Origin of the sequence: Paraplanobispora takensis (assembly GCF_016863195.1) — a bacterium.
Lineage (GTDB): Bacteria > Actinomycetota > Actinomycetes > Streptosporangiales > Streptosporangiaceae > Planobispora > Planobispora takensis.
On sequence record NZ_BOOK01000013.1, the window covers coordinates 1 to 23659 of the forward strand.

The 23659-nt window shown below is 73.0% G+C and carries 19 protein-coding genes; 15 read left to right on the forward strand and 4 right to left on the reverse strand.

All coding sequences use genetic code 11. The annotated features are described in order from the left end of the window. Window positions 1-347: 347 nt before the first annotated feature. The 7 genes from Pta02_RS09530 (at window position 348) to Pta02_RS09560 (ending at window position 8238) form a co-directional block, all read left to right on the forward strand. Window positions 348-611 (forward strand): phosphoribosyl-ATP diphosphatase, encoded by a 264-nt coding sequence (locus Pta02_RS09530; protein WP_068924109.1) that lies wholly within the window; start codon window positions 348-350, stop codon window positions 609-611. A gap of 62 nt (window positions 612-673) precedes the next feature. Beyond that, complete coding sequence (hisG, locus tag Pta02_RS09535; protein WP_203874357.1) at window positions 674-1519, forward strand: ATP phosphoribosyltransferase; 846 nt, start codon at window positions 674-676, stop codon at window positions 1517-1519. A 100-nt stretch (window positions 1520-1619) separates the two neighbouring features. Further along, on the forward strand, window positions 1620-4646 hold the full coding sequence (locus Pta02_RS09540) for a DUF7824 domain-containing protein (protein ID WP_203874358.1): 3027 nt from the start codon (window positions 1620-1622) through the stop codon (window positions 4644-4646). 197 nt (window positions 4647-4843) lie between these two features. Beyond that, window positions 4844-5728 carry an ABC transporter ATP-binding protein gene (locus Pta02_RS09545; RefSeq protein ID WP_203874359.1) on the forward strand — a complete coding sequence of 295 codons (885 nt, stop codon included), beginning with the start codon at window positions 4844-4846 and terminating at the stop codon, window positions 5726-5728. Further along, complete coding sequence (locus Pta02_RS09550; protein WP_203874360.1) at window positions 5725-6465, forward strand: ABC transporter permease; 741 nt, start codon at window positions 5725-5727, stop codon at window positions 6463-6465. The genes Pta02_RS09545 and Pta02_RS09550 overlap by 4 nt, the downstream gene beginning before the upstream one ends. Before the next feature lie 19 nt (window positions 6466-6484). Then, entirely contained in the window at window positions 6485-7636 is a 1152-nt protein-coding gene (locus Pta02_RS09555; protein ID WP_203874361.1) for a sensor histidine kinase, read from the forward strand. After that, window positions 7633-8238, forward strand: coding sequence for a response regulator transcription factor (locus Pta02_RS09560; protein ID WP_203874362.1), 606 nt, complete (start codon window positions 7633-7635; stop codon window positions 8236-8238). The genes Pta02_RS09555 and Pta02_RS09560 overlap by 4 nt, the downstream gene beginning before the upstream one ends. Before the next feature lie 4 nt (window positions 8239-8242). On the opposite strand, the gene Pta02_RS09565 is transcribed toward Pta02_RS09560, so the two are convergent. The 3 genes from Pta02_RS09565 to Pta02_RS09575 all read right to left on the reverse strand — a co-directional run bounded on the left by Pta02_RS09565 (window position 8243) and on the right by Pta02_RS09575 (window position 11771). Further along, a complete protein-coding gene (locus Pta02_RS09565) occupies window positions 8243-9085 on the reverse strand; it encodes a siderophore-interacting protein (protein WP_203874363.1) in 843 nt (280 codons plus the stop codon). A 53-nt stretch (window positions 9086-9138) separates the two neighbouring features. Further along, the gene (locus Pta02_RS09570) at window positions 9139-10488 is read right to left on the reverse strand and encodes an aminotransferase class V-fold PLP-dependent enzyme (RefSeq protein ID WP_203874364.1); all 1350 of its coding nucleotides are present in this window, start codon (window positions 10486-10488) and stop codon (window positions 9139-9141) included. 137 nt (window positions 10489-10625) lie between these two features. Then, complete coding sequence (locus Pta02_RS09575) at window positions 10626-11771, reverse strand: EAL domain-containing protein (protein ID WP_239130047.1); 1146 nt, start codon at window positions 11769-11771, stop codon at window positions 10626-10628. A 153-nt stretch (window positions 11772-11924) separates the two neighbouring features. Between Pta02_RS09575 and Pta02_RS09580 the strand changes: the two genes are divergently transcribed. From Pta02_RS09580 to Pta02_RS09600, 5 genes are all read left to right on the forward strand, one after another. Continuing rightward, window positions 11925-12581, forward strand: a complete 657-nt coding sequence (locus Pta02_RS09580; RefSeq protein ID WP_203874365.1) for an acVLRF1 family peptidyl-tRNA hydrolase — start codon at window positions 11925-11927, stop codon at window positions 12579-12581. A gap of 179 nt (window positions 12582-12760) precedes the next feature. Further along, a complete protein-coding gene (locus Pta02_RS09585; protein WP_203874366.1) occupies window positions 12761-14359 on the forward strand; it encodes an ABC-F family ATP-binding cassette domain-containing protein in 1599 nt (532 codons plus the stop codon). A gap of 113 nt (window positions 14360-14472) precedes the next feature. After that, window positions 14473-14688, forward strand: a complete 216-nt coding sequence (locus Pta02_RS09590; protein ID WP_068924102.1) for a helix-turn-helix domain-containing protein — start codon at window positions 14473-14475, stop codon at window positions 14686-14688. A 129-nt stretch (window positions 14689-14817) separates the two neighbouring features. After that, window positions 14818-15621, forward strand: coding sequence for an enoyl-CoA hydratase/isomerase family protein (locus Pta02_RS09595; protein ID WP_203874367.1), 804 nt, complete (start codon window positions 14818-14820; stop codon window positions 15619-15621). A 109-nt stretch (window positions 15622-15730) separates the two neighbouring features. After that, window positions 15731-17605, forward strand: coding sequence for an ABC transporter ATP-binding protein (locus Pta02_RS09600; protein ID WP_203874368.1), 1875 nt, complete (start codon window positions 15731-15733; stop codon window positions 17603-17605). 163 nt (window positions 17606-17768) lie between these two features. On the opposite strand, the gene Pta02_RS09605 is transcribed toward Pta02_RS09600, so the two are convergent. Beyond that, the gene (locus tag Pta02_RS09605; protein ID WP_203874369.1) at window positions 17769-18650 is read right to left on the reverse strand and encodes a sulfotransferase; all 882 of its coding nucleotides are present in this window, start codon (window positions 18648-18650) and stop codon (window positions 17769-17771) included. 259 nt (window positions 18651-18909) lie between these two features. Between Pta02_RS09605 and Pta02_RS09610 the strand changes: the two genes are divergently transcribed. The 3 genes from Pta02_RS09610 to Pta02_RS09620 all read left to right on the forward strand — a co-directional run bounded on the left by Pta02_RS09610 (window position 18910) and on the right by Pta02_RS09620 (window position 23560). Then, a complete protein-coding gene (locus Pta02_RS09610; RefSeq protein ID WP_239130048.1) occupies window positions 18910-19773 on the forward strand; it encodes a S66 peptidase family protein in 864 nt (287 codons plus the stop codon). Window positions 19774-19808: 35 nt separating this feature from the next. Then, window positions 19809-20741 carry a hypothetical protein gene (locus Pta02_RS09615; protein ID WP_203874370.1) on the forward strand — a complete coding sequence of 311 codons (933 nt, stop codon included), beginning with the start codon at window positions 19809-19811 and terminating at the stop codon, window positions 20739-20741. A gap of 203 nt (window positions 20742-20944) precedes the next feature. Further along, window positions 20945-23560 (forward strand): Hsp70 family protein, encoded by a 2616-nt coding sequence (locus tag Pta02_RS09620; protein ID WP_203874371.1) that lies wholly within the window; start codon window positions 20945-20947, stop codon window positions 23558-23560. Window positions 23561-23659: the final 99 nt, after the last annotated feature.

Below are 23659 nucleotides of genomic sequence, written 5' to 3' on the forward strand. Positions count from 1 at the left end.
TGAGCGCTCCTTCGGCGACGACCGCCGTGGCGGTTACCGCGCCGAGGGCGGTTCCGAGGCCCGCGGCGACTTCCGGGGCGGCGAGCGCCGCTTCGAGGACCGCGGCGACAACCGCGGCTTCCGCGGCGGCCGTTCCGGCGGCGCCCGCTACGGCCGCTGACCGTTCCGGCGGCGATCTCTGATCGCCGCCATCCCGACGAGCCCGCAGGGGCCGGTACGGCGTCCGCCGTACCGGCCCCTCGGCCGTTTCCGGGATCTGGCCGATCTCGACCGGCGGACGCGCGCGCACGCGCGTGTCCGGGGACGGTTAGGCTTGGCTGGCACATCCGACGACGCCGAGAGAGATCATGAAGACCTTCGAAGAGCTGTTCGCCGAGCTGTCCGACAAGGCGCGCACCCGGCCCGCGGGCTCGGGCACCGTGGCCGCGCTGGACGCCGGGGTCCATGCCATCGGCAAGAAGGTCGTGGAGGAGGCCGCCGAGAGCTGGATGGCGGCCGAGCACGAGTCGAACGAGCGGGCCGCCGAGGAGATCTCCCAGCTCCTCTACCACGTGCAGGTTCTCATGATCGCCAAGGGCATCGGGCTGGACGAGGTCTACAAGCATCTGTGAGCCGGTGAGCCCGGCCGCCCCCCGCCGCAGATTCGACCGTCCACCTAAGGAACCTTCCCGCCATGCTGCGTATCGCCGTCCCCAACAAGGGGGCCCTGTCCGAGGGCGCCCAGACGATCCTCAAGGAAGCCGGATACCGCCCGCGCAGGGACAGCAAGGAGCTCGTGGTCGTCGACCCCGACAACTCCTGCGAGCTGTTCTTCCTGCGGCCCAAGGACATCGCCGTCTACGTCGGCGAGGGCACCCTGGACGCCGGGATCACCGGCCGCGACATGCTCCGCGACTCCGGCGCCCGGGTCGAGGAGGTCCTGCCGCTCGGCTTCGGCCGCTCCACCTTCCGCTTCGCCGCCCCTCCCGGCGGCTTCACCACCGTCGCCGACCTGAAGGGCAAGCGGATCGCCACCGCCTACGCCGGGCTGCTGGAGGACTATCTCGCCGAGCGGGGTGTCGAGGCCCGGGTGATCAAGCTGGACGGCGCGGTCGAGACCGCGGTCCGGCTGGGCGTGGCCGACGCGGTCGCCGACGTCGTGGAGACCGGGACCACCCTGCGCAACATGGGCCTGGAGGTGTTCGGCGAGCCGATCGCGCACTCCGAGGCCGTGCTGATCAAGCGGGTGGACACCGATGAGGATCTGGGGGTCAGGCAGCTCCTGCGCCGTCTGCAGGGCGTCCTGGTGGCCCGCGACTACGTGATGATGGACTACGACATCCGCGCCGAGCGGATCGAGGAGGCCATCGCGCTCACCCCGGGCATGGAGGGCCCCACGGTCTCCCCGCTGCACCGCGAGGGCTGGGTGGCCGTACGGGCCATGGTGCCGCGCAAGGGACACCAGCAGGTGATGGACCAGCTCTGGGAGATCGGCGCCAAGGCCATCCTGGTCACGGCCATCTTCGCCTGCCGCCTCTGACGCGGTTCCGGGCGGCCCGCCGGGCCGTCCCGGAGGGCCCGCCGCCCAGGCGCACGGGAGGCACGCGGTTCTGTCGGGGGTGATCCCTAACGTGTGCCGCATGACGACTGCGGTGCATGGACACCCGACCGGCCGAGGCGGCCGCGTGGGTGCCTGGGAGAGCCTGCGACAGGCCATCGGCGCGGGTGACGCCTCCCGGGTGGCGGAGGAGGTGCTCCGGCTCGACGAGGCGGGGCGCAAGGAGGTGGCCCGCGAGCTGCCCGGCCACATCGCCGCCGCCAGGGACGCCGCCCACGAGCGCTATCACCGCCGTGAGGCCGAGGCAGAGCAGGCCGCCGAGCGGGCCCGGGAGAAGTTCGTCCGGGACAGGACGGCCCGGGGCCTCTCCAGTGACGAGGCCCACGAGATCTGGTGGGGCGGCGCCTACTACGAACACGGGCACCGGGCCGACTGGGCCGAGCGGGACGCCTGGATCGAGCCCATGCGGGTCGCCGGCGCGGGCACGCTCAGCACGGCGGCCGCCGTCGCGACCTGGCTCTACCGGCGTGACTTCACCCGCTGGCGGCGGACCCGCGACCTCGATCCGCTGCTTCGGGTGATCACCGCCCGTTCCCCGCAGTGGCAGGCCGACCTGGCCGTCCGGCTGGCCCTGCGCCTGCGCGCCACCCGGGCGCAGACCAGGGACGACAGCGCCGAGCTGGCGCTGGAGATGCTGCGCCGCACCGGAGCCGTCCCTCCCGCCCACGACCCGCTCGTGGTCGCCTGGGTGTCCGCACCGTCCGGCCTGGAGCACGATCCGCTGGCCGGGCACCTGGTCCCGCGGATCTTCGAGGCCGAGGGCGTGGGCCGGGCGCTGCGCGAGGACCGGGTCGAGCCGCCCGAGTGGGACCGGGAGCGGCACTCCTGGCTGCGCTCGCTGCGTGACCTGGCCGACGCCGGGCGCCTGGACCGCGACCTGCTGGTCGACGGTTGCGTCCGGCGCTTCCTGCTCGGCGGTGACGCCGCCGACCTGCGGTTCTTCGTCCGCCTGCACGACCTGCTCAGCCCCGCCCCGAGCCGGGAGCGCGCCCGCGACTATCTGCGGCTGCTGCCCGCCGCGCCGGGACCGGTGGCCGAGCTGGCGCTGCGGGAGCTGCGCCGCGCCGGTGGCCTGAGCGGCGAGGAGGCCGGCGAGGCGGTGGAGGCGCTGCTGTTCCGCGCCGAGGGCAAGCTGGTCCGCGCCGGGCTGACCCTGCTCGACCGGGCGGCCCGGGACGCCGAAGGCGGCCTCGACCACCTGGCTCCCGCGCTGGCCTCGGCGTTCCTGAGCGAGTCGTACGAGGTGCAGGAGCGCGCGGTACGGCTGGCCGTACGGCACGCCGGGCGATTCTCCCCGGTCGGCGCCGAGGCCGTGCGGGAGGCGGCCACCGGCCTGCCCCCGGAGCCGGCGGCGCGGTTGTCCGCGGCGTACGGCGAGGTGGACTCCTCGCCGGTGGAGGAGGCCGACGACTTCCGGCCGGTCCCGCTCCCGTCGTTCGAGGCGCCCGCCCGCGAGCCGTTCCCCCCGGCGTTCGGCGATCTGACCGGCACCTACACCCGGTTGCGCGACGGCATCGAGTTCGAGCGCTGGCTCGACGGCTTCGTGCGCGATCCGGCGGCCAGGACGGCCGGGAAGCCGCTGCCTGACGGGACCAGGCTCTACGGCCACCGCCACTGGACCCGGCCCGATCAGTGGGCCGAGGCGCTGCTGCGGGAGGCCGCCGGTCCCGATGCGGAGCCGCCCGTTCCCGAGCCCGAGCGTGCCCCCGTCCCCGTCCGTGTCCGTGTCCGTGTCCGTCGCATCATCAGGGTGCACACCGCCGAGGCCGGCGTCGAGATCGACGCCGGCCGTCCGATCCCCGTGACGGGCGGGGGCATCGCCGGATCCCTCGCCGAACTGGGCATCCCCCGGAGCGGCCGAGGGCACGTCCGAGAGACGCCCTCGGCCGGAGGAGGGATGCCCGGCATCTCCACGGTGTCGCCGGGGCTCCGGAGGCGCCCGAAGGAGGAGCCCCGTGACCGGCTGCCCGACCCCGGCTCCGTCTCGCCGCCGCACCGGGCCATGCTGCTGCGATGCGCCGAGGTCCACGCCGCGCTGAAGGCCGGGACGCTCCCGCCGTACCTGCTGGCCACGCCGACCCTGACCTCCGGCCACATCGACCCCGCCGAGCTGGTCGCCCGTCTGGAGGGCTACGAGCGGGCGGGCGCGCGGGCGCTCCCCGCCGACCTGCAGCAGGCGCTGCTGCGCCTGCCCCGGGAGGTCGATCCGGACGTCGTGGCGCGCGGGGGCAGGCTGACCTCCGAGCCGGGCGTCGCGCTGGCGCACTGGCTGAAGGACCGGCCGGAGCCGGTGACGCGCGTGGACTGGTCCCACGGCGACACTCAGTACACCCATGACCGGCAGCCGGGAGAGCCCCACCCGAGGCTGCATCCCCGTATCCGGCTGGAACCGGCCGGGCCGCCCTTGCTCGACGTGCTCCTGGCCGACCCGTCCCCCCATCGCTGGGAGGAGCACGGCGCCCACATGGACTCCTGGCGGCTGCTGCTGCCCTCCGACCGGGAGGCGGTGGCCGTGCACCTGCTGCCGCACCTGCTCAACGGCTGGGACCGGCCCGGTCACTTCCATCGATACGTCGCCGAACTGTTCCACCAGGACGGACCGGTCGGCGAGGGGGTGGCGCTGCTGGTCGCCTACCTGCTGGCCGATCGTGGCTGGTACCAGTCGGCCGAGCGCGGGCGGGAGCTGCTGCTGCGGGCGGTCGCCGCCGGGTGCCTGCCCGCCGCGGAGTGCGGCCGCCAGCTCGGCCTGGCTCTGCGCAGGACGGCGGTCAAGCTGAACGACGCGCTGTCATCGCTGGAGGAGTGCGCGAGGCAGGGGGCGCACAAGGAGGTCTGGGAGATCATGGCCGGGCTGCTCCCCGTCTATCTGCCGGGACCGGGGGAGCGGACGCACTCCGCCCACACCCGGGCGCTGGTCTTCGCCGCCGAGGCCGCCCGCCGGGCGGACGCGTGCGGCCCGATCCCGGAGATCGCGCAGATCGCCGCGCGCAAGGCGACGAGCGGTTTCGTCCGCGCGGCCCGCGCTCTGCACGAGCGGCTCGACCGGTGACGACCGCGGCGGCCCGCCTCCCGGACTGGCGGCGCCCATCACGGCGGCCCGCGTGGGCAGTCCGGCCGGCGGCGGCCGCGGCGGCCCGTGCTCCGGGTGGGCGGTGCCGTACGGTGCCCGCTTTCTGACAAATGTCATGCCGAAGGCGGGATGCTCGACACTGAGAATCCGGTCCGGGCGCTCCTAGCGTGGGAGCCATGGAAGCAATCGCCTTCACCGACGTGAGCAAGAGCTACGGCGACGTCCTCGCCGTCGACGGCCTGGACCTGAGCGTCCGGGCCGGTACGACCGTCGCCCTGCTCGGTCCCAACGGGGCGGGCAAGTCCACCTCCGTCAACATGCTGCTGGGCCTGCTGCGGCCGACCCGGGGCCGGGTGGAGGTCCTGGGACGCTCGCCGGACGAGGCCGTGGCCCGGGGCGAGGTCGGCGCCATGCTGCAGAGCGGCGAGCTCATCCCCGAGCTCACCGTCCGGGAGACGGTGGACTTCGTCCGGCGGCTCTACCCCGACCCGCTGGACCTGGACGAGATCCTGGCGATGGCCGACCTCGCCGGCCTGGCGAAGCGGCGGGCCGGGAAGCTCTCCGAGGGGCAGGCCCAGCGGGTCAGGTTCGCCATGGCCGTCGCGGGCGCGCCCGAGCTGCTGCTGCTCGACGAGCCCACCGCGGCGATGGACGTGGAGTCGCGGCTGCGCTTCTGGGCGGGCATGCGCGACTACGCCGCGCGTGGGCGTACGGTGCTGTTCGCCACCCACTATCTGCAGGAGGCCGACGAGAACTCCGACAGGGTCGTCGTGATCGCCCGGGGCGGAGTCGTGGCCGACGGCACCGCGGCGGAGATCAAGGCGGGGGTCGGCGGGCAGGCCGTGCACTTCACCCTGGGCCGGCAGCCCGCGGCCGGGCTGGACGCCCTGCCCGGTGTCACGGCCGTCGGGATCCAGGCGGGCGCCGCCACGCTGCAGACCACCGACGCGGACGCCACCGTCGCCGCGCTCTACCGCGGCACCTCGCTGGAGGTCCGCGACCTGCGGATCGCCGGCGCCGACCTCGAAGAGGCCTTCCTCACACTGACCAGGGAGTCATGATGCCGTTCGGCTATCTCAGGATCGAGCTGCTGCGGATGCTGCGCAACAAGCGCTACATCATCTTCGTGGGCGCCTTCCCGGTGATCTTCTATATGATCAACGCGAATCTGTGGGGCACCCAGACGATCGAGGGCGGAGTGAAGGCCGACGTCTTCCTGATGGTCTCGATGGGAGCGTACGGCGCGCTGGCCGCCTCCATGATGAGCACCGCCGTACCCTGGGCGCAGGAACGACAGTCCGGCTGGCTGCGCCAGCTGCAGGTCACCCCGCTGCCGAACGCGACGATCATCCTCACCAAACTGGTCTCCGCGCTCATGCTGGTGCTGCCGGCCCTGCTGCTGGTCATCCTGGCCGCGGTGCTCACCCAGGGGGTGTCGCTGACGGCGGGCCAGTGGGCCGCGCTGATCCCGGCGATGTGGCTGGGCACGATCCCCTTCGCCGCCCTCGGGCTGGTCATCGGCTCGCTGCTGCCCGTCGACACCGCCCAGCCGGTCGCCATGCTCAGCATGTTCGCCCTCGCCCTGCTGGGCGGGCTCTGGTTCCCCCCCGAGGTGATGCCGGCGACCATGAAGGAAATCGCCGACGTCCTGCCCTCGTTCTCCTACGCCGACATCGGCTGGCACCTCGTCTCCGGCGAGGCCGTGCCCCCGTCGGACGCCGTGAAGGTCGTGATCTGGGCCGTGGTGCTGGGGGCGCTGGCGGTGTTCGGCTACCGGCGGGCGGTGACCCGGGCGTGACGGGCCGGTGAGGAGCTCGATGAGAGGCGCCGGACTCACCGGATTCGCCGCCTTCCGCGGGACGGAGGACAGCCCGTCCCGCGGAAGGCGGCTGTTCTGGATGTCCACGGGCCTGATCTATCTCTGCTTCCCCGCACTGGAGATCGTCACCGGGGGCATGACCGGCGCCCGTGCGGTGTGGGGCGCGCTGGGGCTGGCCGCGTTCATCGCCTCCTACGTGAGCGTGGTGCTGAGCCAGCACGAGTTCGGGGAGCCCTCCCCGGCGACCTACCTGCTGCTGACCCCCCTCACCGTCCTGGCCGTCGGCCTGGCCCTGGCCTTCGGCGGCGGCTGGCTGGCCCTGCCCGTCTACACCGTCGTCGTCTACAGCATGGCCCTGCGCCCGCGGGCGGCCGTGACGGGCGTGGTGGCGATGGGCTCGGCCGTCGCGCTCATCGGGGTGCTGAAGGACCATGATCCGGTCACCACCGTGGTCTTCGTCATCCAGGTCTTCACCCTCGGCGCCCTGTTCATGGGCGTGCGCAACATCAGGCTGCTGGTGGTCAAGCTCCGCCAGGCGCAGAGCGAGGTGGCCCGGCTGGCGGCCGGCGACGAGCGGCTGCGCATCGCCCGGGACCTGCACGACCTGCTGGGCCACAGCCTCTCGCTGATCGTCCTCAAGAGCGAGCTGGCCGGGCGGCTGGCGGAGGCCGGTTCCGACCGGGCCGTGGCGGAGATCCGGGACATCGAGTCCGTCGCCCGCAAGGCGCTGACGGAGGTGCGCGAGGCGGTCACCGGCTACCGGCAGCGGGAGCTGGCGCAGGAACTGGACGGCGCCCGCGCCGCGCTGGAGGCGGCCGGGCTGGAGGTGCCGATCCGGCTGTCGGGGACGCCGCTGCCGCCGCAGGTGGACGGGCTGCTCGGCTGGGCGCTGCGGGAGGGGACCACCAACGTCATCCGGCACGCCCGCGCGACCCGCTGCGAGATCACCATAGGCTTCGACGGGACGGCCGGTGTCCTGGAGATGGTGGACGACGGCCGCGTGCGGGAGCCGTACGAACCCGGCAACGGGCTGAGCGGCCTGGCGGAGCGGGTGGAGGCGGCCGGCGGCGTGGTGGAGAGCGGTCCGGCGCTCCACGGCGGTTTCCGGTTGCGGGTCCGCGTGCCGGCGGAGGCGGAGGCGAGGGTGTGATCCGGGTCATTCTGGCCGAGGACCAGGCGATGGTCCGCGGCGCGCTGGCGTCGCTGATCAGCCTGGAGCCCGACATCGAGGTGGCGGGGGAGGCCGCCTCCGGGCCGCAGGCGCTGGAGGTGGCGCTGCGGGTCCGGCCGGACGTGGCCCTGCTGGACATCGAGATGCCCGGCGGCGACGGCATCGAGGCAGGCGAGCGGATCCTGCGGGAGCTGCCCGGGTGCCGGGTCGTGATCCTGACGACCTTCGGCCGCCCCGGCTATCTGCGCCGGGCGATGGAGGCGGGCGCGGCGGCCTTCCTGGTCAAGGACAGCCCGGCGCGCGAGCTGGCCGCCGCCATCCGCCGCGTCCACGCGGGCGAGCGGGTGATCGACCCGGGGCTGGCCGCCGCGGCCCTCAGCGCGGGCCCCAACCCGCTGTCCCCCCGCGAGCGGGACATCCTCGCCGCCGCCGCCGACGGCTCCACGATCGGCGACGTCGCCCGGCGCCTGCACCTGTCGGAGGGCACGGTCCGCAACTATCTGTCCTCGGCCATCCAGAAGACCCACTCCCGCAACCGCGTCGAGGCCGTCCAGCGGGCCCGGACCCAGGGCTGGCTCTGAGGGATCACGAGGTGAGGGCGGCGGCCTCCTCCTCTTCGATCTTCTGGTTCCACTCGCGCTTGGAGGACTGCCAGCCGTCCTCGTCGCGGCCGAGCCGCCAGTAGCCCGAGATGGACAGCTGGGAGAGCGGGACGCCGCGCTCGGTGCGCAGGTGACGGCGGAGCGCCTTGACGAAGTTGGCCTCGCCGTGGACGAAGGCGTGCAGGGTCCCCGGCGGGAAGTCGAGCTCGCGGACGGCGGTGACCAGGGCCTCGCCGACCTGCGCGTCGCCGCGGTGCAGCCAGGTGATCTTGGCGTCGCCGGGGGTGTCGAGCCGCTGCTCCTCCTCGGGGCCGGCCACCTCGACGAACACGAAGGCCGGTGCCCCGGAGGGCAGGCGCTCCAGGGACGCGGCGATGGCGGGCAGGGCGCTCTCGTCGCCCACCAGCAGGTGCCAGTCGGCCTCGGGGGAGGGCGCGTAGGCGCCGCCGGGGCCGAAGAACCAGATCTCCTCACCGGGCCGGACGCTCGCGGCCCACGGGCCGGCCAGGCCGCTGTCGCCGTGATGGACGAAGTCGAGGGTCAGCTCGGCCGCCTCCGGGTCCCAGGCGCGCACCGTGTAGGTCCGGGTGGTGGGCCACTGCTCGCGGGGCAGGTCGCGCTGGATCGCCTCCAGGTCGAACGGCGCCGGATAGCTCACCCCCGTGGGCGGGAACAGGAGCTTGACGTAGTGGTCGGTGAACTCCCCGGCGCGCAGGCCGCGGAGGTCCTCGCCGCCGAGCACCACCCGGATCATGTGAGGAGTGAGCCGTTCGGTGCGGAGCACCTCACCGCGGGTCGCCTTCCGCACGGGCCTGCCCTCTGCCATATGCCACTCCCCGCATCATCTCAACTTAGGTATGCCTAAGTTGTAGCATACGGTCATTCGAGGGTCGCGACGGCCTTGACGACCCGGTCGACCTCCTCGGGCGTGGTGACGATCCCGGGGCCCAGGCGCAGATACCGTTCACGGTAGGGCGTGACGCTGGCGACGATCCGGTGGCGTTCCCGCAGGCGCAGGGTGGCCAGGCCGGCGTCCACGCCGGTGATCGCGCAGCAGACGATCCCGGCCGAGAGTCCGGCGTCCACGGGGGTGATCAGCCGCACGTTCCGCAGCGCGGACAGCCCCTCCTTGAGCCGGGTGGCCTGTTCGGCGATCCGGGCGGCGACGCGGTCCTTGCCGATCGCCCGGTGGAAGGCGAAGGCCTCGCTGAGCGCCCAGCGGTGCTCGAAGCTGTGATAGCCGCCGGGCGTGCCGAGGACGCCGCCGGGCCCGGACGGGGCGTACCCGTCGATCCACCCGCTGAAGGCGGGCCCGGAGAAGCTGGGGATGACGGGGCGCAGGGCGTCCCAGGCGCGACCCCAGACGATGCCGGTGCCGCGCGGGCCGTACAGCCACTTGTGGGTCCCGCTGACCAGGAAGTCGCAGTCGAGGTCGCCGACGTCGTCGGCCAGCGCCCCGAACCCGTGCACCCCGTCCACGCACAACAGCGCCCGGTCCTGTTCGTCCCTGGAGGCGTTGGCCTCGGCGAGCATGCGGGCGATCTCGCGCACGGGCAGCCGCACCCCGGTGCCGGAGTGCACCCAGGTGACGGCGACCACCCGGGTCCTGGGACCGAGCGCCTCCTTCAGCCGGGAGACGATCGCGTCGGCCGAGGCGGTGGACGGCTCGTCGTACAGGCGCGCCCGGCGGACCTTCGCCCCGGTGCGCTCGGCCAGCAGCCGCAGGCTCTCGTGCGTGGCGTAGAAGTCGTGCTCGGTGGTCAGCACGTCCTGGCCCGGCAGCAGCCGCAGCCCGCCGTACAGCAGGCCCAGGCCCATGGTGGTGCTGTCGGTGAGCGCCACGTCGTCCGCCCGGCCGCCGAGATAGCCCGCGGCGGCCTCGCGCACGGGCTCCTCGCGGTCGGGGCCGTTGATCAGGTAGGCCTCGGTGTCGGTGTCCAGGGCGCGCCGGTGCTCCTCGACGGCCCGTCGCACCGGGGCGGGATGGGCGGCCAGCACGTAGGCGGCGAACTGGGCGTGCCCCGGGTCCAGGGCGAACTGGGCGCGCACCGACTCCCAGCTCGCCGGGTCGAACGGCGGCGCGGATCCGCCGGCCCGGCCGGCGTCGCCGGCCGCGGGGCGATCACCGGAGCCCTCGGCGGTGCATCCGGCCAGCGCCGCTCCGGCGCCGGCGAGCAGGCCCGCGCCGAGCAGGGCCCTGCGCCCCACCGGGAGGTCGCGCTCTCGCATCGTGGCATGTCCCCCTGTCGCCCTGTGGCCCTTTCTTATGTGGCCCCTTCCTACATGGATCATGCGGGCCTGCCAAGGGAACGGCCGCCCATTTGCGAATCTACAGCGTAAAGGCGAGGGGCATGCCGATCAGATCGTCAGCGCCGTATCCCCGCCACCTGCCGGATCAGGTCGGAGACGCGGACGATGCCCATGCAGCGGCCGACCTCGTCGGTGACCACCAGGTCGTCGTAGACCCGCTCGTCGTCGCGCCCGGCGACCTGCATGGCGGCGATGGCCGGCGTCGTCCTGGGGACCGCGCGGACGCTGTCGGCCAGGCGCACGGCCGGTTTCTTGCCGTGCAGGGCGTGGCCGAAGCGGCTGGCGATGGACAGCAGGAAGCGGCTGCGGTCCAGGCTGCCCTTCGGCCGCTGGTACTCGTCGACCAGGACCACGCTGGAGATGGAGGGCTCGCTGCTGAAGACCTCGACGGCGTCCTCGGCGGTGGCCTCCTCGGGGAGCGTCACCGCGGGCAGCAGGAACTCCTGGACGCGAGGGCCGAGCAGGAGCTGGACCGGCTCGGGCTCGGCGACCGGCAGCGGGACGTGGATCCGGCCGGAGGGGCCGGGGACCAGCAGCGGCCCCTGCGCCAGCCGTACCCCCCAGGAGCGGGCGGCGGCGAGCTGGGCCTCCTGGGAGACGCCGGGGACGAGCACGTGGGCGCCCACGCTCACGGCGAGGGACACCATCGCCTCGGCCAGCGCCGCGCGGCGCGCGTCGCGCGGGATCCGCGCCACGAGGCGGGGGGAGATCACCGCCAGGTACGGCGAGGCGTCGGTGAGCAGGTCCAGCGGGACGTGGGCGGTGCCCAGGTCGCCCACCGCGATGAGATAGCCGATGGCGCGCAGCCCGTCCAGGCCGATGAGCAGGGCCCGGCGGTCGGCCTCGGCGAACCCGCCCCTGATCATCAGGATGATCTCGCGGGGCCGCCGCCCCGACACGCGCAGCGCCTCGTGGAGCGGCGCCATCGCGCCCGAGCCGCTGATCACCGCGGCCGTGGGCAGGGGGAGGACCAGGGGGAGCGGGGACTCACTCCTGGATATGTCCGTGACGGTCGCGGCGAGGGCGACGACGTCTCCGTGGCCGGAACCGCCCTCTCCCAGATCGCCGCCGACCGCCTGAAACGCGATGACGCCCCCGGTGTCGAGGTCGACGATCGGCGCTATGCCCGCCATGGTGATCGGTGGCGCCGCTGCGGTGGCGCCGGAGCTCTCCGAGGGGGCGAACTGCGTATTGGTCGGCACGTACAGAGACAATGAGTCACACCTGGGGCGGATGTAAGACGCGTGCGGTGATGTTCACCGATATTTCTCCGCCTGTTGTGCCTTTTTCACCTCGTCGTCTCCTGTCCGCCCGCGGGGCGGATCGCAGTGCGCCCGGCCAGTAGGGTCGCGGACATGACGTCACGACCGGCAGCGGGGGGAGGGCGCTGGGTCTCGGTGGGGCCGGAGCGGCTCGGCCGCTGGATCGACGGCTTCGCGCAGCGGCACGGCCCGATCGAGGTGACCGCCGCCGAGGAGGTGGTGCGGATCGAGGGCGGCGACGGGGCGGTGGCCGAGATGCTGGTGCCCTTTCCGCCGCTGACCCCCGAGGGCGGCGGCCCGCTGGCCCGGCTGACCACCCACGCGCGCAGGGAGCGCCGGATCGGCGTGCTGCTGGTCCGGCTCGGCGGTCACGCCGCCGGGATCTTCCAGGGGGAGGCGCTGGTCTCCTCCAAGGTCGGCTCGCGGCAGGTCCACGGCCGCAGCGCGGCGGGCGGGTGGTCGCAGCAGCGCTTCGCCCGGCGCAGGGAGAAACAGGTCGGCCAGGCGCACGAGGCGGCGGCCGAGGTGGCGCTGCGGATCCTGGGCCCGCACGTGGCCGAGCTGGAGGCGGTGATCCTGGGCGGCGACCGGCGCGCGGTGGACGCGCTGCGGGCCGACCGCCGCCTCGCCCCGGTCTTCGCGCTGGAGGCCGAGCCCTTCCTGACGGTCCCCGATCCCCGCCTGGCGGTGCTGACCGCCGCCCCCGCGCAGTTCCGCGCGGTCAGGATCAAGGTCGTCGATCCCGGCTGATCATGGAAGGGAGGGGCGCGCGCGAGCCGTACACTGATCGGTATGCGCACTCCCGATTGACGCCGGCCGCGACGGGGCGGGACGGCCGAGCCGAGAGCCGGGAGACACAGGGCGCGGCGGGCTCGGTGGCAGCGACGTAGTGAGCCTGTGTATCTCCAGCCTGGGAGTGTTCTCCAACCATGATCATAGCTTCTGACATCGAACTGCGCGCCGGGGCCCGCCTGCTCATCGAGGGCGCGTCGTTCCGGGTCAACGCCGGGGACAAGATCGGGCTCGTCGGGCGCAACGGCGCCGGCAAGACCACGTTGACCCGGGTGCTGGCCGGTGAGGGGATCCCCGCCTCGGGCACGGTCACCATCACCGGTTCGGTGGGCTATCTGCCGCAGGACCCGCGCACGGGCGACCTCCAGGTGATCGCCCGCGACCGCATCCTGTCGGCGCGCGGGCTGGACGAGGTGCTGCGCGAGCTGCGCGAGGCCGAGCAGGGCATGTCCTCTGCCGACCAGCGCACCAGGGACCGCGCGGTGCGCGCCTACGGGCGGCTGGAGGACCGGCTGCACGTCCTGGGCGGATACGCCGCCGAGTCGGAGGCCGCCTCGATCGCCTCCAGCCTCGGGCTGCCCGACCGGGTGCTGACGCAGCCGCTGGAGACCCTCTCCGGAGGCCAGCGCAGGCGGGTGGAACTGGCCCGGATCCTGTTCAGCGGGGCGGAGACTCTCCTGCTCGACGAGCCCACAAACCACCTCGACGCGGACTCGATCAGCTGGCTTCGTGACTTTTTGCGATCACATCAAGGTGGCTTGATCATCATCAGCCACGACGTCGGTCTCCTTGAAGCGACGGTAAACCGGGTTCTGCACCTGGACGCCAACCGCGCGGTGATCGACACCTACAACGTCGGCTGGAAGGCCTATCTCGCCCAGCGGGAGACCGACGAGAAGCGCCGCAGGCGCGAGCGGGCCAACGCCGAGAAGCAGGCCTCGGCGCTGATGGCGCAGGCCGACAAGATGCGGGCCAAGGCCACCAAGGCCAAGGCGGCCCAGGACATGCAGCGCCGTGCCGAGCGGCTGCTGGCCGGCCTGGAGGTGGAGCGGCGCAGCGACAAGGTCGCCAAGCTCCGCTTCCCCCAGCCCGCGCCGTGCGGGCGCACCCCGATCACGGCGACGGAGCTGTCGAAGTCCTACGGCTCGCTGGAGGTCTTCACCGACGTCAACGCCGCCGTGGACCGGGGTACGCGAGTCGTCATCCTGGGCCTGAACGGCGCGGGCAAGACCACGTTGCTGCGCATCCTGGCCGGCATCGAGGAGCCCGACACCGGCGAGGTGAAGCCGGGGCACGGCCTCAAGCTGGGCTACTACGCCCAGGAGCACGAGACGATCGATCCCGGGCGCACCGTGCTGGAGAACATGCGCTCGGCCGGGGGAGAGCTCCCCGACGTCGAGCTGCGCAAGGTCCTGGGCTCGTTCCTGTTCACCGGCGACGACGTGGACAAGCCCGCGGGCGTGCTGTCCGGCGGGGAGAAGACGCGTCTGGCCCTGGCCACGCTGGTGCTCTCGGCGGCCAACGTCCTGCTGCTCGACGAGCCCACCAACAACCTCGATCCGGCCAGCCGCGAGCAGGTTCTCTCGGCGCTGAGGTCCTATTCTGGGGCGATTGTCCTAGTTACACATGATGAGGGTGCTGTCGACGCTCTGCAGCCGGATAGGGTGATCTTGCTGCCTGACGGAGTCGAAGACGCGTGGAGCGACGAATTTTCCGATCTTGTGGCACTTGCCTGATCTTAATTTGAGCGGGTACGGATCTTTTCCCTAGGAGTAGGTAGCCGATCCCGCAGAAATGACTGATCATGGCGGAGTAACGCTGCGGAAGTCTGGCACTACAGGAGGTACTCGTGGCCGAGACTCTGAAGAAGGGCACCCGGGTGACCGGGGCCGACCGTGAAAAACTGGCCGCCGATCTCAAGAAGCGCTACAGCTCGGGCGAGAGCATCCGCGCCCTGGCCGCTTCGACCGGCCGCTCGTACGGGTTCATCCACCGCATCCTGAGCGAGTCCGGCGTGACTCTGCGAGGACGCGGCGGCGCCACCCGAGGCAAGTCCAAGCGCTGACCCCGCCTCGGAACGCGCGACCGCAGCCGCTCGTCCGCCGTCAACCGTCCGCCCGGGCCTATAGAACCTCATTCTGGAGAGTCGATAGGCTCGGGCGAGATGGACGGCACGTCAATGGGAGGGCGAGCGATGACGGAAGTGGCGCCTGGGGGGAGTGCGGAAAAGGTCTCCCCGGAGGAGGCCGGTCTGCGCTTCGAGGTGGACGGCGAGATCGCGACGGTCACGCTGGCCCGGCCGGAAAAGCGGAACGCACAGACGTTCGCTACCTGGTCGGCGTTGGCTCAGATCGGTGAGCACCTGCCGCAGCAGGTGAGAATCGTCGTGGTCCGAGGTGAGGGGCCGTCCTTCTCGGCAGGGATCGACCTGCGGATGTTCACCCCGGAGGGGGTTCCCGGACAGGGTTCGTTCGCCAGCGCCGCGACTCTCGAGGGCAAGGCCTTCGAGGAGCGGATCGCCAAGGCTCAGGAGGGGTTTCTGTGGCTGAGGCGTCCGGACATCGTCTCGATCGCGGCCGTCCAGGGACACGCCGTCGGGGCCGGGTTCCAGCTCGCGCTGGCCTGTGACCTGCGCATCCTGGCCGACGACGCCAAGCTGTGCATGAAGGAGCCCGCGCTGGGGCTGGTGCCCGACCTGACCGGGACCAAGCCGCTGGTCGATCTGGTCGGCCTGTCCCGCGCCGTCGAGATCTGTCTCACGGCGCGGGTCGTGGGGGCCGAGGAGGCCGCCAGGATCGGCCTGGCCGAACTGGTCGTCGCGCCGGGAGAGCTGACGCGGGCCGTGGCGGACCTGTCGGCCGCGCTGCTGGCGACCAACCGGGACGCCGCCGCGGCGACCAAGAGGCTGCTGCAGGGCGCCTCGGTGCGCACGCTGGAGGAGCAGTGCGCGGCCGAGCGCCTGGAGCAGGCGCAGCGGATCAGGTCGCTGTTCGGCTGACCCCGCCCTTCGCGGGCTCCGCGGGTCACGCCGGGCGGCCGTGTTCGCCTCCGGCTGATCCGGGAATCGCGTAGCCTCTCCCGGTGCTCGCATCGGGAGAGGAGGTCACATGACGATGATGGGCGGGGGGTTCGGTCCCCAGGCGATGCGCTCGCTCCGGCGCGACAGCTCCGTGACGAAGGAGCGGCTCACCCCGGGGACGGTCAGGCGGATCGCGCGTTATGCGCGGCCGTTCTCCCGGCACATCGCCGCCTTCCTCGCGCTGGTGGTGCTCGGCTCGGTCATCGTGATCGTCAACCCGCTGCTGATGAAGGCGATCATCGACGACGGCATCGCGAACAAGGACACCGCCCTCGTGCTCCGGCTCGCGCTGGCCATCGCCGCGCTCGCGGTCGTGGACGCCGCGCTCGGCCTGGCCCAGCGCTGGTTCTCCGCCCGCGTCGGCGAGGGACTGATCTACAACCTGCGCACCGAGGTCTTCGATCACGTGCAGCGCATGCCGGTGGCGTTCTTCATGCGCACCCAGACCGGGGCCCTGGTCTCCCGGCTCAACACCGACGTGATCGGCGCCCAGCGGGCGCTGACCAGCACGCTGTCGTCGGTGGTGTCCAACGTGGTCATGCTGGTGCTGGTGCTCGGCGCCATGATCGCCCTGTCCTGGCAGATCACGGCGGTCGCCCTGGTGCTGCTGCCGATCTTCATCTTCCCGGCCAAGTGGGTCGGGCGGAAGATGTCCGGGCTCACCCGCGAGCAGATGGAGCTCGACGCCGAGATGAGCTCCATGATGACCGAGCGCTTCAACGTCGCCGGCGCCATGGTCGCCAAGCTGTACGGCCGGCCCGGCGAGGAGGCGGAGGTCTTCGGCGGCCGGGCCGGGCGGGTCCGCGACGTCGGCGTCACCGTCGCCATGTACGGGACGGTCTTCCGGGTCGCCCTGGGCCTGGTGGCCGCTCTGGCCACCGCGCTGGTGTACGGCGCCGGCGGCGTGCTGGCCGTGAACGGCGTCTTCGAGGTCGGCACCCTGGTCGCGCTCGCCGCGCTCCTGATGCGCCTGTACGGCCCGCTGACGAGCCTGTCCAACGTGCACGTGGACGTGATGACCGCGCTGGTCAGCTTCGACCGGGTCTTCGAGGTCCTCGACCTGAAGCCGATGGTCGCCGAGAAGCCCGGGGCCGTGCCCGTCCCGGCGGGCCCCGCCACGGTGGAGTTCGACGAGGTCGTCTTCCGCTATCCGGCGGCCTCGGAGGTGTCGCTGGCCTCGCTGGAGTCGGTGGCCAGGCCCGACACCGGGCAGAGCCACGAGGTGCTGCGGGGCATCGGCTTCACCGCCCGCCCCGGCGAGCTGGTCGCGCTGGTCGGCCCCTCGGGCGCGGGCAAGACGACCATCACCTCCCTGGTCTCGCGGCTCTACGACGTCAACGAGGGCGCGGTCCGGATCAACGGCATGGACGTGCGCGAGGCCACCCTGGAGTCCCTGCGCGACACCGTGGGCGTCGTGATGCAGGACGCCCACCTGTTCCACGACACCATCGGCGCCAACCTGCGCTACGCCCGGCCCGGCGCGACCGACGAGGAGATCTGGGAGGCGCTGCGCGCCGCGCAGATCGCCGACCTGGTCGAGTCCCTGCCCGAGGAGCTGGAGACCGTGGTGGGCGACCGCGGCTACCGGCTGTCCGGCGGCGAGAAGCAGCGCCTGGCGCTGGCCAGGCTGCTGCTCAAGGCGCCCCGGGTGGTCGTGCTCGACGAGGCCACCGCGCACCTGGACTCCGAGTCGGAGGCCGCCGTGCAGCGGGCGCTCAAGACCGCCCTGGCCGGCCGGACCTCGCTGGTCATCGCCCACCGCCTGTCCACCATCCGCGAGGCCGACCAGATCCTGGTGGTCCAGGACGGGCGGATCGTGGAGAGCGGCCGCCACGAGGAACTGCTGGCCAAGGACGCCGTCTACGCCGAGCTCTACCGCACCCAGTTCGCCCACGACCGCTGACGCCGTCCCCTCCGGCTCACCCGGTCCGCACGGGCCGCGGGCCGGAAGCGGGTACGGCGGCGCCCGTCGGGCCGGGTGCCGCCTGTTCGCGGGAGGCGGGGGCCGTGGCGGGCTGAGCGCCGCACACCGCCGTACCCTCTCCCTTCCGGGCCGCCCCGCCCGTCTAGCGGTAGCCCAGGCGGGTGAGCTCCTCGCGGGCGACCTTCTCCACCAGCGCCGCGTCCTGCGCGCGCAGCCGGGTGCGCCAGGTGCCCGTCTTCGGGGCGCCGCGGCCGTACGGGGAGATCCGGGACACCGGTGTCTCCAGGAAGCGGGACAGGGCCTCCACCGCCTCGGCGGGGGAGGAGGCGATGTCCTCATAGCGCAGGGTCAGCAGCTGCTCGCGGGGCAGTTCCCGGTGGAGCTCGGCCGACAGGCGCACGGACCCGCGCCAGCGCAGCGCGCACTTGCCGGCCGTGGACATGGCCTTCCACCGCTCGACGTGCTCGGCGGACCTGACGCCGAGGAAGGCGTTGGGGAACTCGGTCTCCTCGCTCAGCATGGCCGGCCTGAACCACGACAGCGCCGCCGGATCGGCCATCATGTCGGCGGCCACGTCGCGGCCGTCGCGGATGAGCTGGACGAACCGGGCGTCGGGGAAGGCCTGCAGCAGCACCTGCGCGCTGTAGATCAGGTCGGGGCTGGCGTCGCCGAAGCGGGCCACGGTGCCCGAGACGACGCACGGGCCCGCCCCGGTCACGTTCCCCGCCTCGCGGCACGGGGCCGGGCACTCGCCGCAGGCGCCGGGCAGGATCTGCCACGCCTCGGCCATGGCGTCGCGCAGCACGCGGGTGGCCCCCAGGCCGCGGCGGGTGATGGAGGGGCGGCGCGCGAAGGCGTGCACGACGTGGGTCACCGAGGAACGGCCCATCGTGACGTGGAAGCCGGGGGAGCGTTTGAGGGCGCGGGCGAGCAGGTCCGCGCCGGAGTGCGGGGCGGCGAGCACGAAGACCGGCCTGCGGACCTTGATGCCGTTGACCACGAGGATGTGGGTCGGAGGTCGCATATCTGACCCCAAGTGTGGCACCGTTTGCCGGATGAACGAACCGGCCACGCCCGTCAGGCCCGGGACAGCGGGCACATCGGCACCGCCCGCCCGCCCCGTGACAGTGGCCGCGGAAGTCGCGCCCGCCCAGCTCGGCGCAGAGGTCGCGTCCGTTCCATCCACTCGGCCGGGCGCGCGGGCTACGTCCGTTCCGTCCGTCCGATCGGGTGCGCAGGCCGCGATCGTCCCGCCCGTCCTGAGCCCCGGTGACACGGTCGCGGTGGTCGCCCCCTGCGGTCCTCCCGATCCGGTACGGCTGGCGCGCGGCGTCCGGGTGCTGCGGGACCTCGGGCTGAAGGTCGTCGTCGGGGCGCACACGCTGGAGCGCGACCGCTACCTGGCCGGGTCCGACGCCCACCGGGCGGCCGATCTGCAGGAGGCCTGGTGCGACCCGGCGGTCTCGGCCGTGCTGTGCGCCAGGGGCGGGTACGGCGCGACCCGGATCCTGGGCCTGCTCGACTGGGAGGCGATGCGGGCGGCCGGACCGAAGACCCTGGCCGGCTCCAGCGACGTCACCGCCCTGCACCGGGCCTTCGCCGTCGAGCTCGGCGTCATGTCCTGGTTCGGCCCGATGCCGGCCTGCTCCACCATCAGCGACGACGACGGGCCGGAGCCCCGTACCTTCGAGCACTTCACCGCGGCCCTGTTCGCGCAGGCCCCGCCGGTCACCGGCGACCGGGTCCTGTCCCCGGGCACCGCGACGGGCCCCGTCACCGGCGGCAACCTGTCTCTGCTGGCCGCGCTGTGCGGCACGCCGTACCAGATGGACGCCCGGGGCCGGATCGTGCTGCTGGAGGACGTCTGCGAGGCGCCCTACCGGATCGACCGGATGCTCACCCAGCTCGCACAGGCGGGCGCGCTGGAGGGGGCGGCGGGGTTCGCGCTCGGCTCGTGGGTGGACTGCGGCGACCCCTATCCGGTGCTGGAGGAACATCTGGCCCCGCTCGGCGTTCCTGTAGTCGCGGGGTTACCCGTTGGGCATGGATCGCCCCAGCTCAGTGTGCCAATGGGGGCACTTGGTGCTATTGATGCTGAATCGTGCTCTCTGGCCTGGTCCATCCACAATCGGGAGAGGGCACCCTAGGGAGGGGAGAGGAAACCGGCAGAGGGGATGCGCGCGTGAGGCTGTTCCGGCGGCATCGCGACCGGCGGGCCGAGACACCGCCGCCGCGGCGGATCGAGGACGTCGATCTCGATTCGCTGCTCGGCCTGGTCGCCGACTCCCTCGGTTACGCCTGCTCCTTCGCCCCCGACGGCGGCACGCTGACCCTCTCCGGGCCGCGCGAGGTCACGGTACGGCTGACGGGGCTGCGCGCCGAGGCCGCCCGCCGCTCCCGCGAGGACTGGCCCGTGCTGGTCTCCGAGCACCTCTCGCACGTCCTCGCCACGGTGGACGAGCCGCTGGACGCCTGCGACCTCGCCCAGGTCCGCCCGATGCTGCGGACCCGCGTCCAGCTCGACGACGACCTGCTGTCGGAGCGCGTGGTGGGCCGCCACCTGACGGCCGATCTGGTCGAGGTGCTCACCGTCGGCTACGGCGCGGGCGTGCGCCCGGTCCGTCCCGAGGAGGTCGGCTGCTGGCCGATCACCGCCGCCCAGGCGCTGGAGCTGGCCCTGCACAACGCCCACCAGGACGAGCGGCTCTCCGTGACCGAGGACGACCTCGGCGGGGTGGGGATCCTGCGGCTGACCGGCCCCACCGCCTGCGCCGCCGCCCACCTGCGCCGCCTGGGCGACTACCTGCCCGTTCCCGGCGACGGCGTGCTCGTGGTGCTGCCCGACCCGGCGACGATGATCGTCCATCCGGTCGAGGGCATCGGCGTCGTGCGGGCGATCGAGCGGCTGCGGCTTTTCGGCCAGCGGGAGTTCGAGCGAGGCTCCGACCCGCTCAGCCCGCAGGTCTACTGGTGGCACGGCGGGCGTCTGGCCCTGATCAAGGCCGACCTGGTCGACCAGGACGGTCAGCTGCGGCTGGTGGTGGTCCCGCCTCCGGAGTTCGCCCGGGTGCTGGCGGCCCTGGCCGGGCGCTCCGGGGGGACGCCGGAAAGCTGACGGACGTCGCCGGAACGCGGAAAAATCACGAGGTATCCGCGAATCGTAGGAAGATGGTCTTCCGCTCCGGATCCACGCTGTCGTTCCTTTCGTACATTCTGGATCGTTCCCAGAGTGCCTGCCCCGGATGGGACGCGGGCGGTGGATGCGAGATGATGCGGGTTCGCATCGACGGGCGGGTTCGCATCGATGAGGAGTGAGAAATGGCGCAGTGGTGCCTCGGCGTGGATCTCGGCACGAGTTTCTCCGCCGGGGTGATAGCGGCCGAGGGACGCTTCGACATCCTTGAGGTGGAGGGGGAGAGGCGCATCCCCTCCGCCGTGATGCTCGACGAGCGCGGCACCCTGGTGGCCGGCCGGGTCGCCCAGCGGGGGATCGGCATCAGCCCCGAGCGGGTCGAGCGCAACCCCAAGCGCTACGTCGGCCGCGGCAGGATGCTGCTCGGCGGGGTCCCCGTGGACGTCACCGACGCCATGGCGGCGCTGCTGGAGCTGTTCGTGAGCGAGGGCCGGCGGCGCTTCGACGGGGCGGCGCCCGACTGCATCGCGCTGACCCACCCGGTCGCCTGGAGCGAGGAGCGCAAGGCGGTGCTGGTGGCGGCGGCCAAGAAGGTCGTGCGCGGCGTGCGCATCGTGCTCATCGACGAGCCGGTGGCCTCGGCCCGCTACTTCGCCTCCGCCGGGAGGGTGGCCGCGGGCTCGCACCTGGCGGTCTACGACCTGGGCGGCGGCACGTTCGACGCGGCCGTGCTGACCGTGGACGGCAGCGACTTCAAGGTCGTCGGCGAGCCGGGGGGCCACGACGAGATCGGCGGCGAGAGCTTCGACGAGCAGGTGTTCGCCTTCCTCGGCACGCAGATCGAGACCCACGACCCCGAGTGGTGGGAGCAGGTCACCACCAGCTCCGAGCGCCGTTACCTGAGCTACGCCGCCGACCTGTTCAAGATGGCCAGGGAGGCCAAGGAGGCCCTGTCGAAGTTCGACACCTCCTCGCACTACGTGGTGGGCATCAACGAGGACGTGCACATCACCAGGTCCGACCTGGAGGGCCTGATCGGCGAGGAGATCGTCAAGACGGTCGACATCCTCGACGAGACCATCCGCCGCGCCGGGGTGACGCGCGAGGAACTGGGCGCGGTGTTCATGACCGGCGGCGCCAGCCGGATGCCGCTGGTCCAGCAGGTCGTGCGCGAGCGCCACGGCGAGATGGTCAAGACCTACGACGACCCGAAGATCGTGGTCGCGTACGGCGCCGCGCAGCTCGCCTGGAAGCTCAAGGTCGAGCCCCGGGACACCGGCAGCCACAACGTGTCCTCGCGGACCGGCTCCGACCGGCGGCCGGGCCCGACCGGCGCGCATCAGGCCCTCGTGGGCCCCTCCGGCGGCCCGACCGGGGGACACCAGGCGTTCGTCGGCCCCGCCCCGGCCGGCCCCTCAGGAGGCCATCAGGCCTTCCCGGGAGGCGGTCCCACCGGAGGACACCCGGTCGTCCCCGCAGGCGTCCAGGGCGGCCCTCAGGGCCCGGCGGGCCCCTTGGGCGGTTCGACCGGGGGGCACCCCGTCGTCCCCGGCCGGTCCTCCGCCGGTCCCCAGGTCCAGGGGATCGACAGAGTGATGGACGGGGTGCTGGAGGCGCGCTTCGAGGCCGGCAGGGTCTTCGTCCACCAGGCCTTCGAGGCCGGCCACTTCCTGCGCAGGCTCGACGGGCTCGGCGGCCGGCACGACCGCGAGTTCGGCTTCGGCCGCCTGGTGGAGTGGGCCGCCTCCGGCGAGGGCGTCGTCACGGTGGAGCAGGTCGGACCGGCGCAGGTGCTGGCCCGCACGCTCACCCCCGACCTGGTCGTGCGCTCCACCCACCCCCTGCAGATGTGGGGCAACCCGACCGTGCTGGCCCACGGCCCCGTCGCGTGGATCTTCTACCAGCCCCGCCAGATCATCGCGGTCGACCCCGGCGTCGGCCTGCCCTGGGGGGAGACCGGTCACCTGTCGCTGCTCGAGCTCAGCCTCGGCGGGGGCTTCTTCCACGAGCCCCTGCCCCGCGACCTCGGCGCCTACGCCCAGTGGTTCGTCAACGAGGACAACCGGCAGCGGCGGCTGCTCGACCAGGACGCGCCCAGCGGCACCGAGCCGGCGCCCTCGGTGGGCGCACCGGGCTGCACGGTGGTGCTGGGGCAGTTCAGCAGCAACAAGCCGCTGTTCGCCAACCGGCACCAGGACTTCCGGCCCTGGCAGGTGCTGTGCCTGATCGATCCCGGCGGCGTCGTGCGCCCCACGGTCCGCGAGGCCGGGCGCAGCTGGCTCCACCAGGTCGTCCTGCACAAGGGCAGGTGGTTCACCGCCGGCTCGGCCGGGCTGGAGGCCGACACCGCCGACGGCCGTACCACGCTGGTCATGCCGCGCCCGCGGGCCGGCGCGCTGCGCTGGTTCCCGGCGGGCAACCACATCTACGCCGTCGGCACCGACCAGGTCAGCCCCGCCCGGGGCTGGTCGGTCGGGGTCTTCGACGAGCGCGGCCACAAGGTGGACTTCCTGATGGGCAAGCAGTCGGCGACGCTGTCGGGCCACCTGACCTCCCGCCACCGCTGGGAGCGCCCGCGCATGGTCGCCGACGGCGACTCCATGTGGATGACCATGCTGGACGCCGGGCGCAGCAGGCTCCTGCACGTCACCCCGGGCGGCGCCCGCGAGGTGCACCGCACCCCGGGCACCTTCGAGCCCGTCGCCAGGATCCCCACGGGCCTGCTGTGCCTGCACCGCCCCGACGACGTCACCGGGACCGCCAGGGACCACCCCTCGACGCTGGTGCACCTGCCCCTGTGAGCCCCGCCCCTGCGGGGGCCGGGGCCGGACGGGTTCGGAGCGCCGTGCCCGGCCCCGCGCGGGGCCGGGACACCGATCGGTGTCCCGGCCCCGCGCGGT

Coding starts and splice junctions, on each gene's coding strand:
- Pta02_RS09605 (WP_203874369.1), bottom strand. CDS start 18,650: ATGCGACCTCCGACCCACATCCTCGTGGTCAACGGCATCAAGGTCCGC.
- hisG (WP_203874357.1), top strand. CDS start 674: ATGCTGCGTATCGCCGTCCCCAACAAGGGGGCCCTGTCCGAGGGCGCC.
- Pta02_RS09555 (WP_203874361.1), top strand. CDS start 6,485: ATGAGAGGCGCCGGACTCACCGGATTCGCCGCCTTCCGCGGGACGGAG.
- Pta02_RS09600 (WP_203874368.1), top strand. CDS start 15,731: ATGACGATGATGGGCGGGGGGTTCGGTCCCCAGGCGATGCGCTCGCTC.
- Pta02_RS09620 (WP_203874371.1), top strand. CDS start 20,945: ATGGCGCAGTGGTGCCTCGGCGTGGATCTCGGCACGAGTTTCTCCGCC.
- Pta02_RS09540 (WP_203874358.1), top strand. CDS start 1,620: ATGACGACTGCGGTGCATGGACACCCGACCGGCCGAGGCGGCCGCGTG.
- Pta02_RS09580 (WP_203874365.1), top strand. CDS start 11,925: ATGACGTCACGACCGGCAGCGGGGGGAGGGCGCTGGGTCTCGGTGGGG.
- Pta02_RS09570 (WP_203874364.1), bottom strand. CDS start 10,488: ATGCGAGAGCGCGACCTCCCGGTGGGGCGCAGGGCCCTGCTCGGCGCG.
- Pta02_RS09595 (WP_203874367.1), top strand. CDS start 14,818: ATGACGGAAGTGGCGCCTGGGGGGAGTGCGGAAAAGGTCTCCCCGGAG.
- Pta02_RS09530 (WP_068924109.1), top strand. CDS start 348: ATGAAGACCTTCGAAGAGCTGTTCGCCGAGCTGTCCGACAAGGCGCGC.
- Pta02_RS09550 (WP_203874360.1), top strand. CDS start 5,725: ATGATGCCGTTCGGCTATCTCAGGATCGAGCTGCTGCGGATGCTGCGC.
- Pta02_RS09565 (WP_203874363.1), bottom strand. CDS start 9,085: ATGGCAGAGGGCAGGCCCGTGCGGAAGGCGACCCGCGGTGAGGTGCTC.
- Pta02_RS09585 (WP_203874366.1), top strand. CDS start 12,761: ATGATCATAGCTTCTGACATCGAACTGCGCGCCGGGGCCCGCCTGCTC.
- Pta02_RS09545 (WP_203874359.1), top strand. CDS start 4,844: ATGGAAGCAATCGCCTTCACCGACGTGAGCAAGAGCTACGGCGACGTC.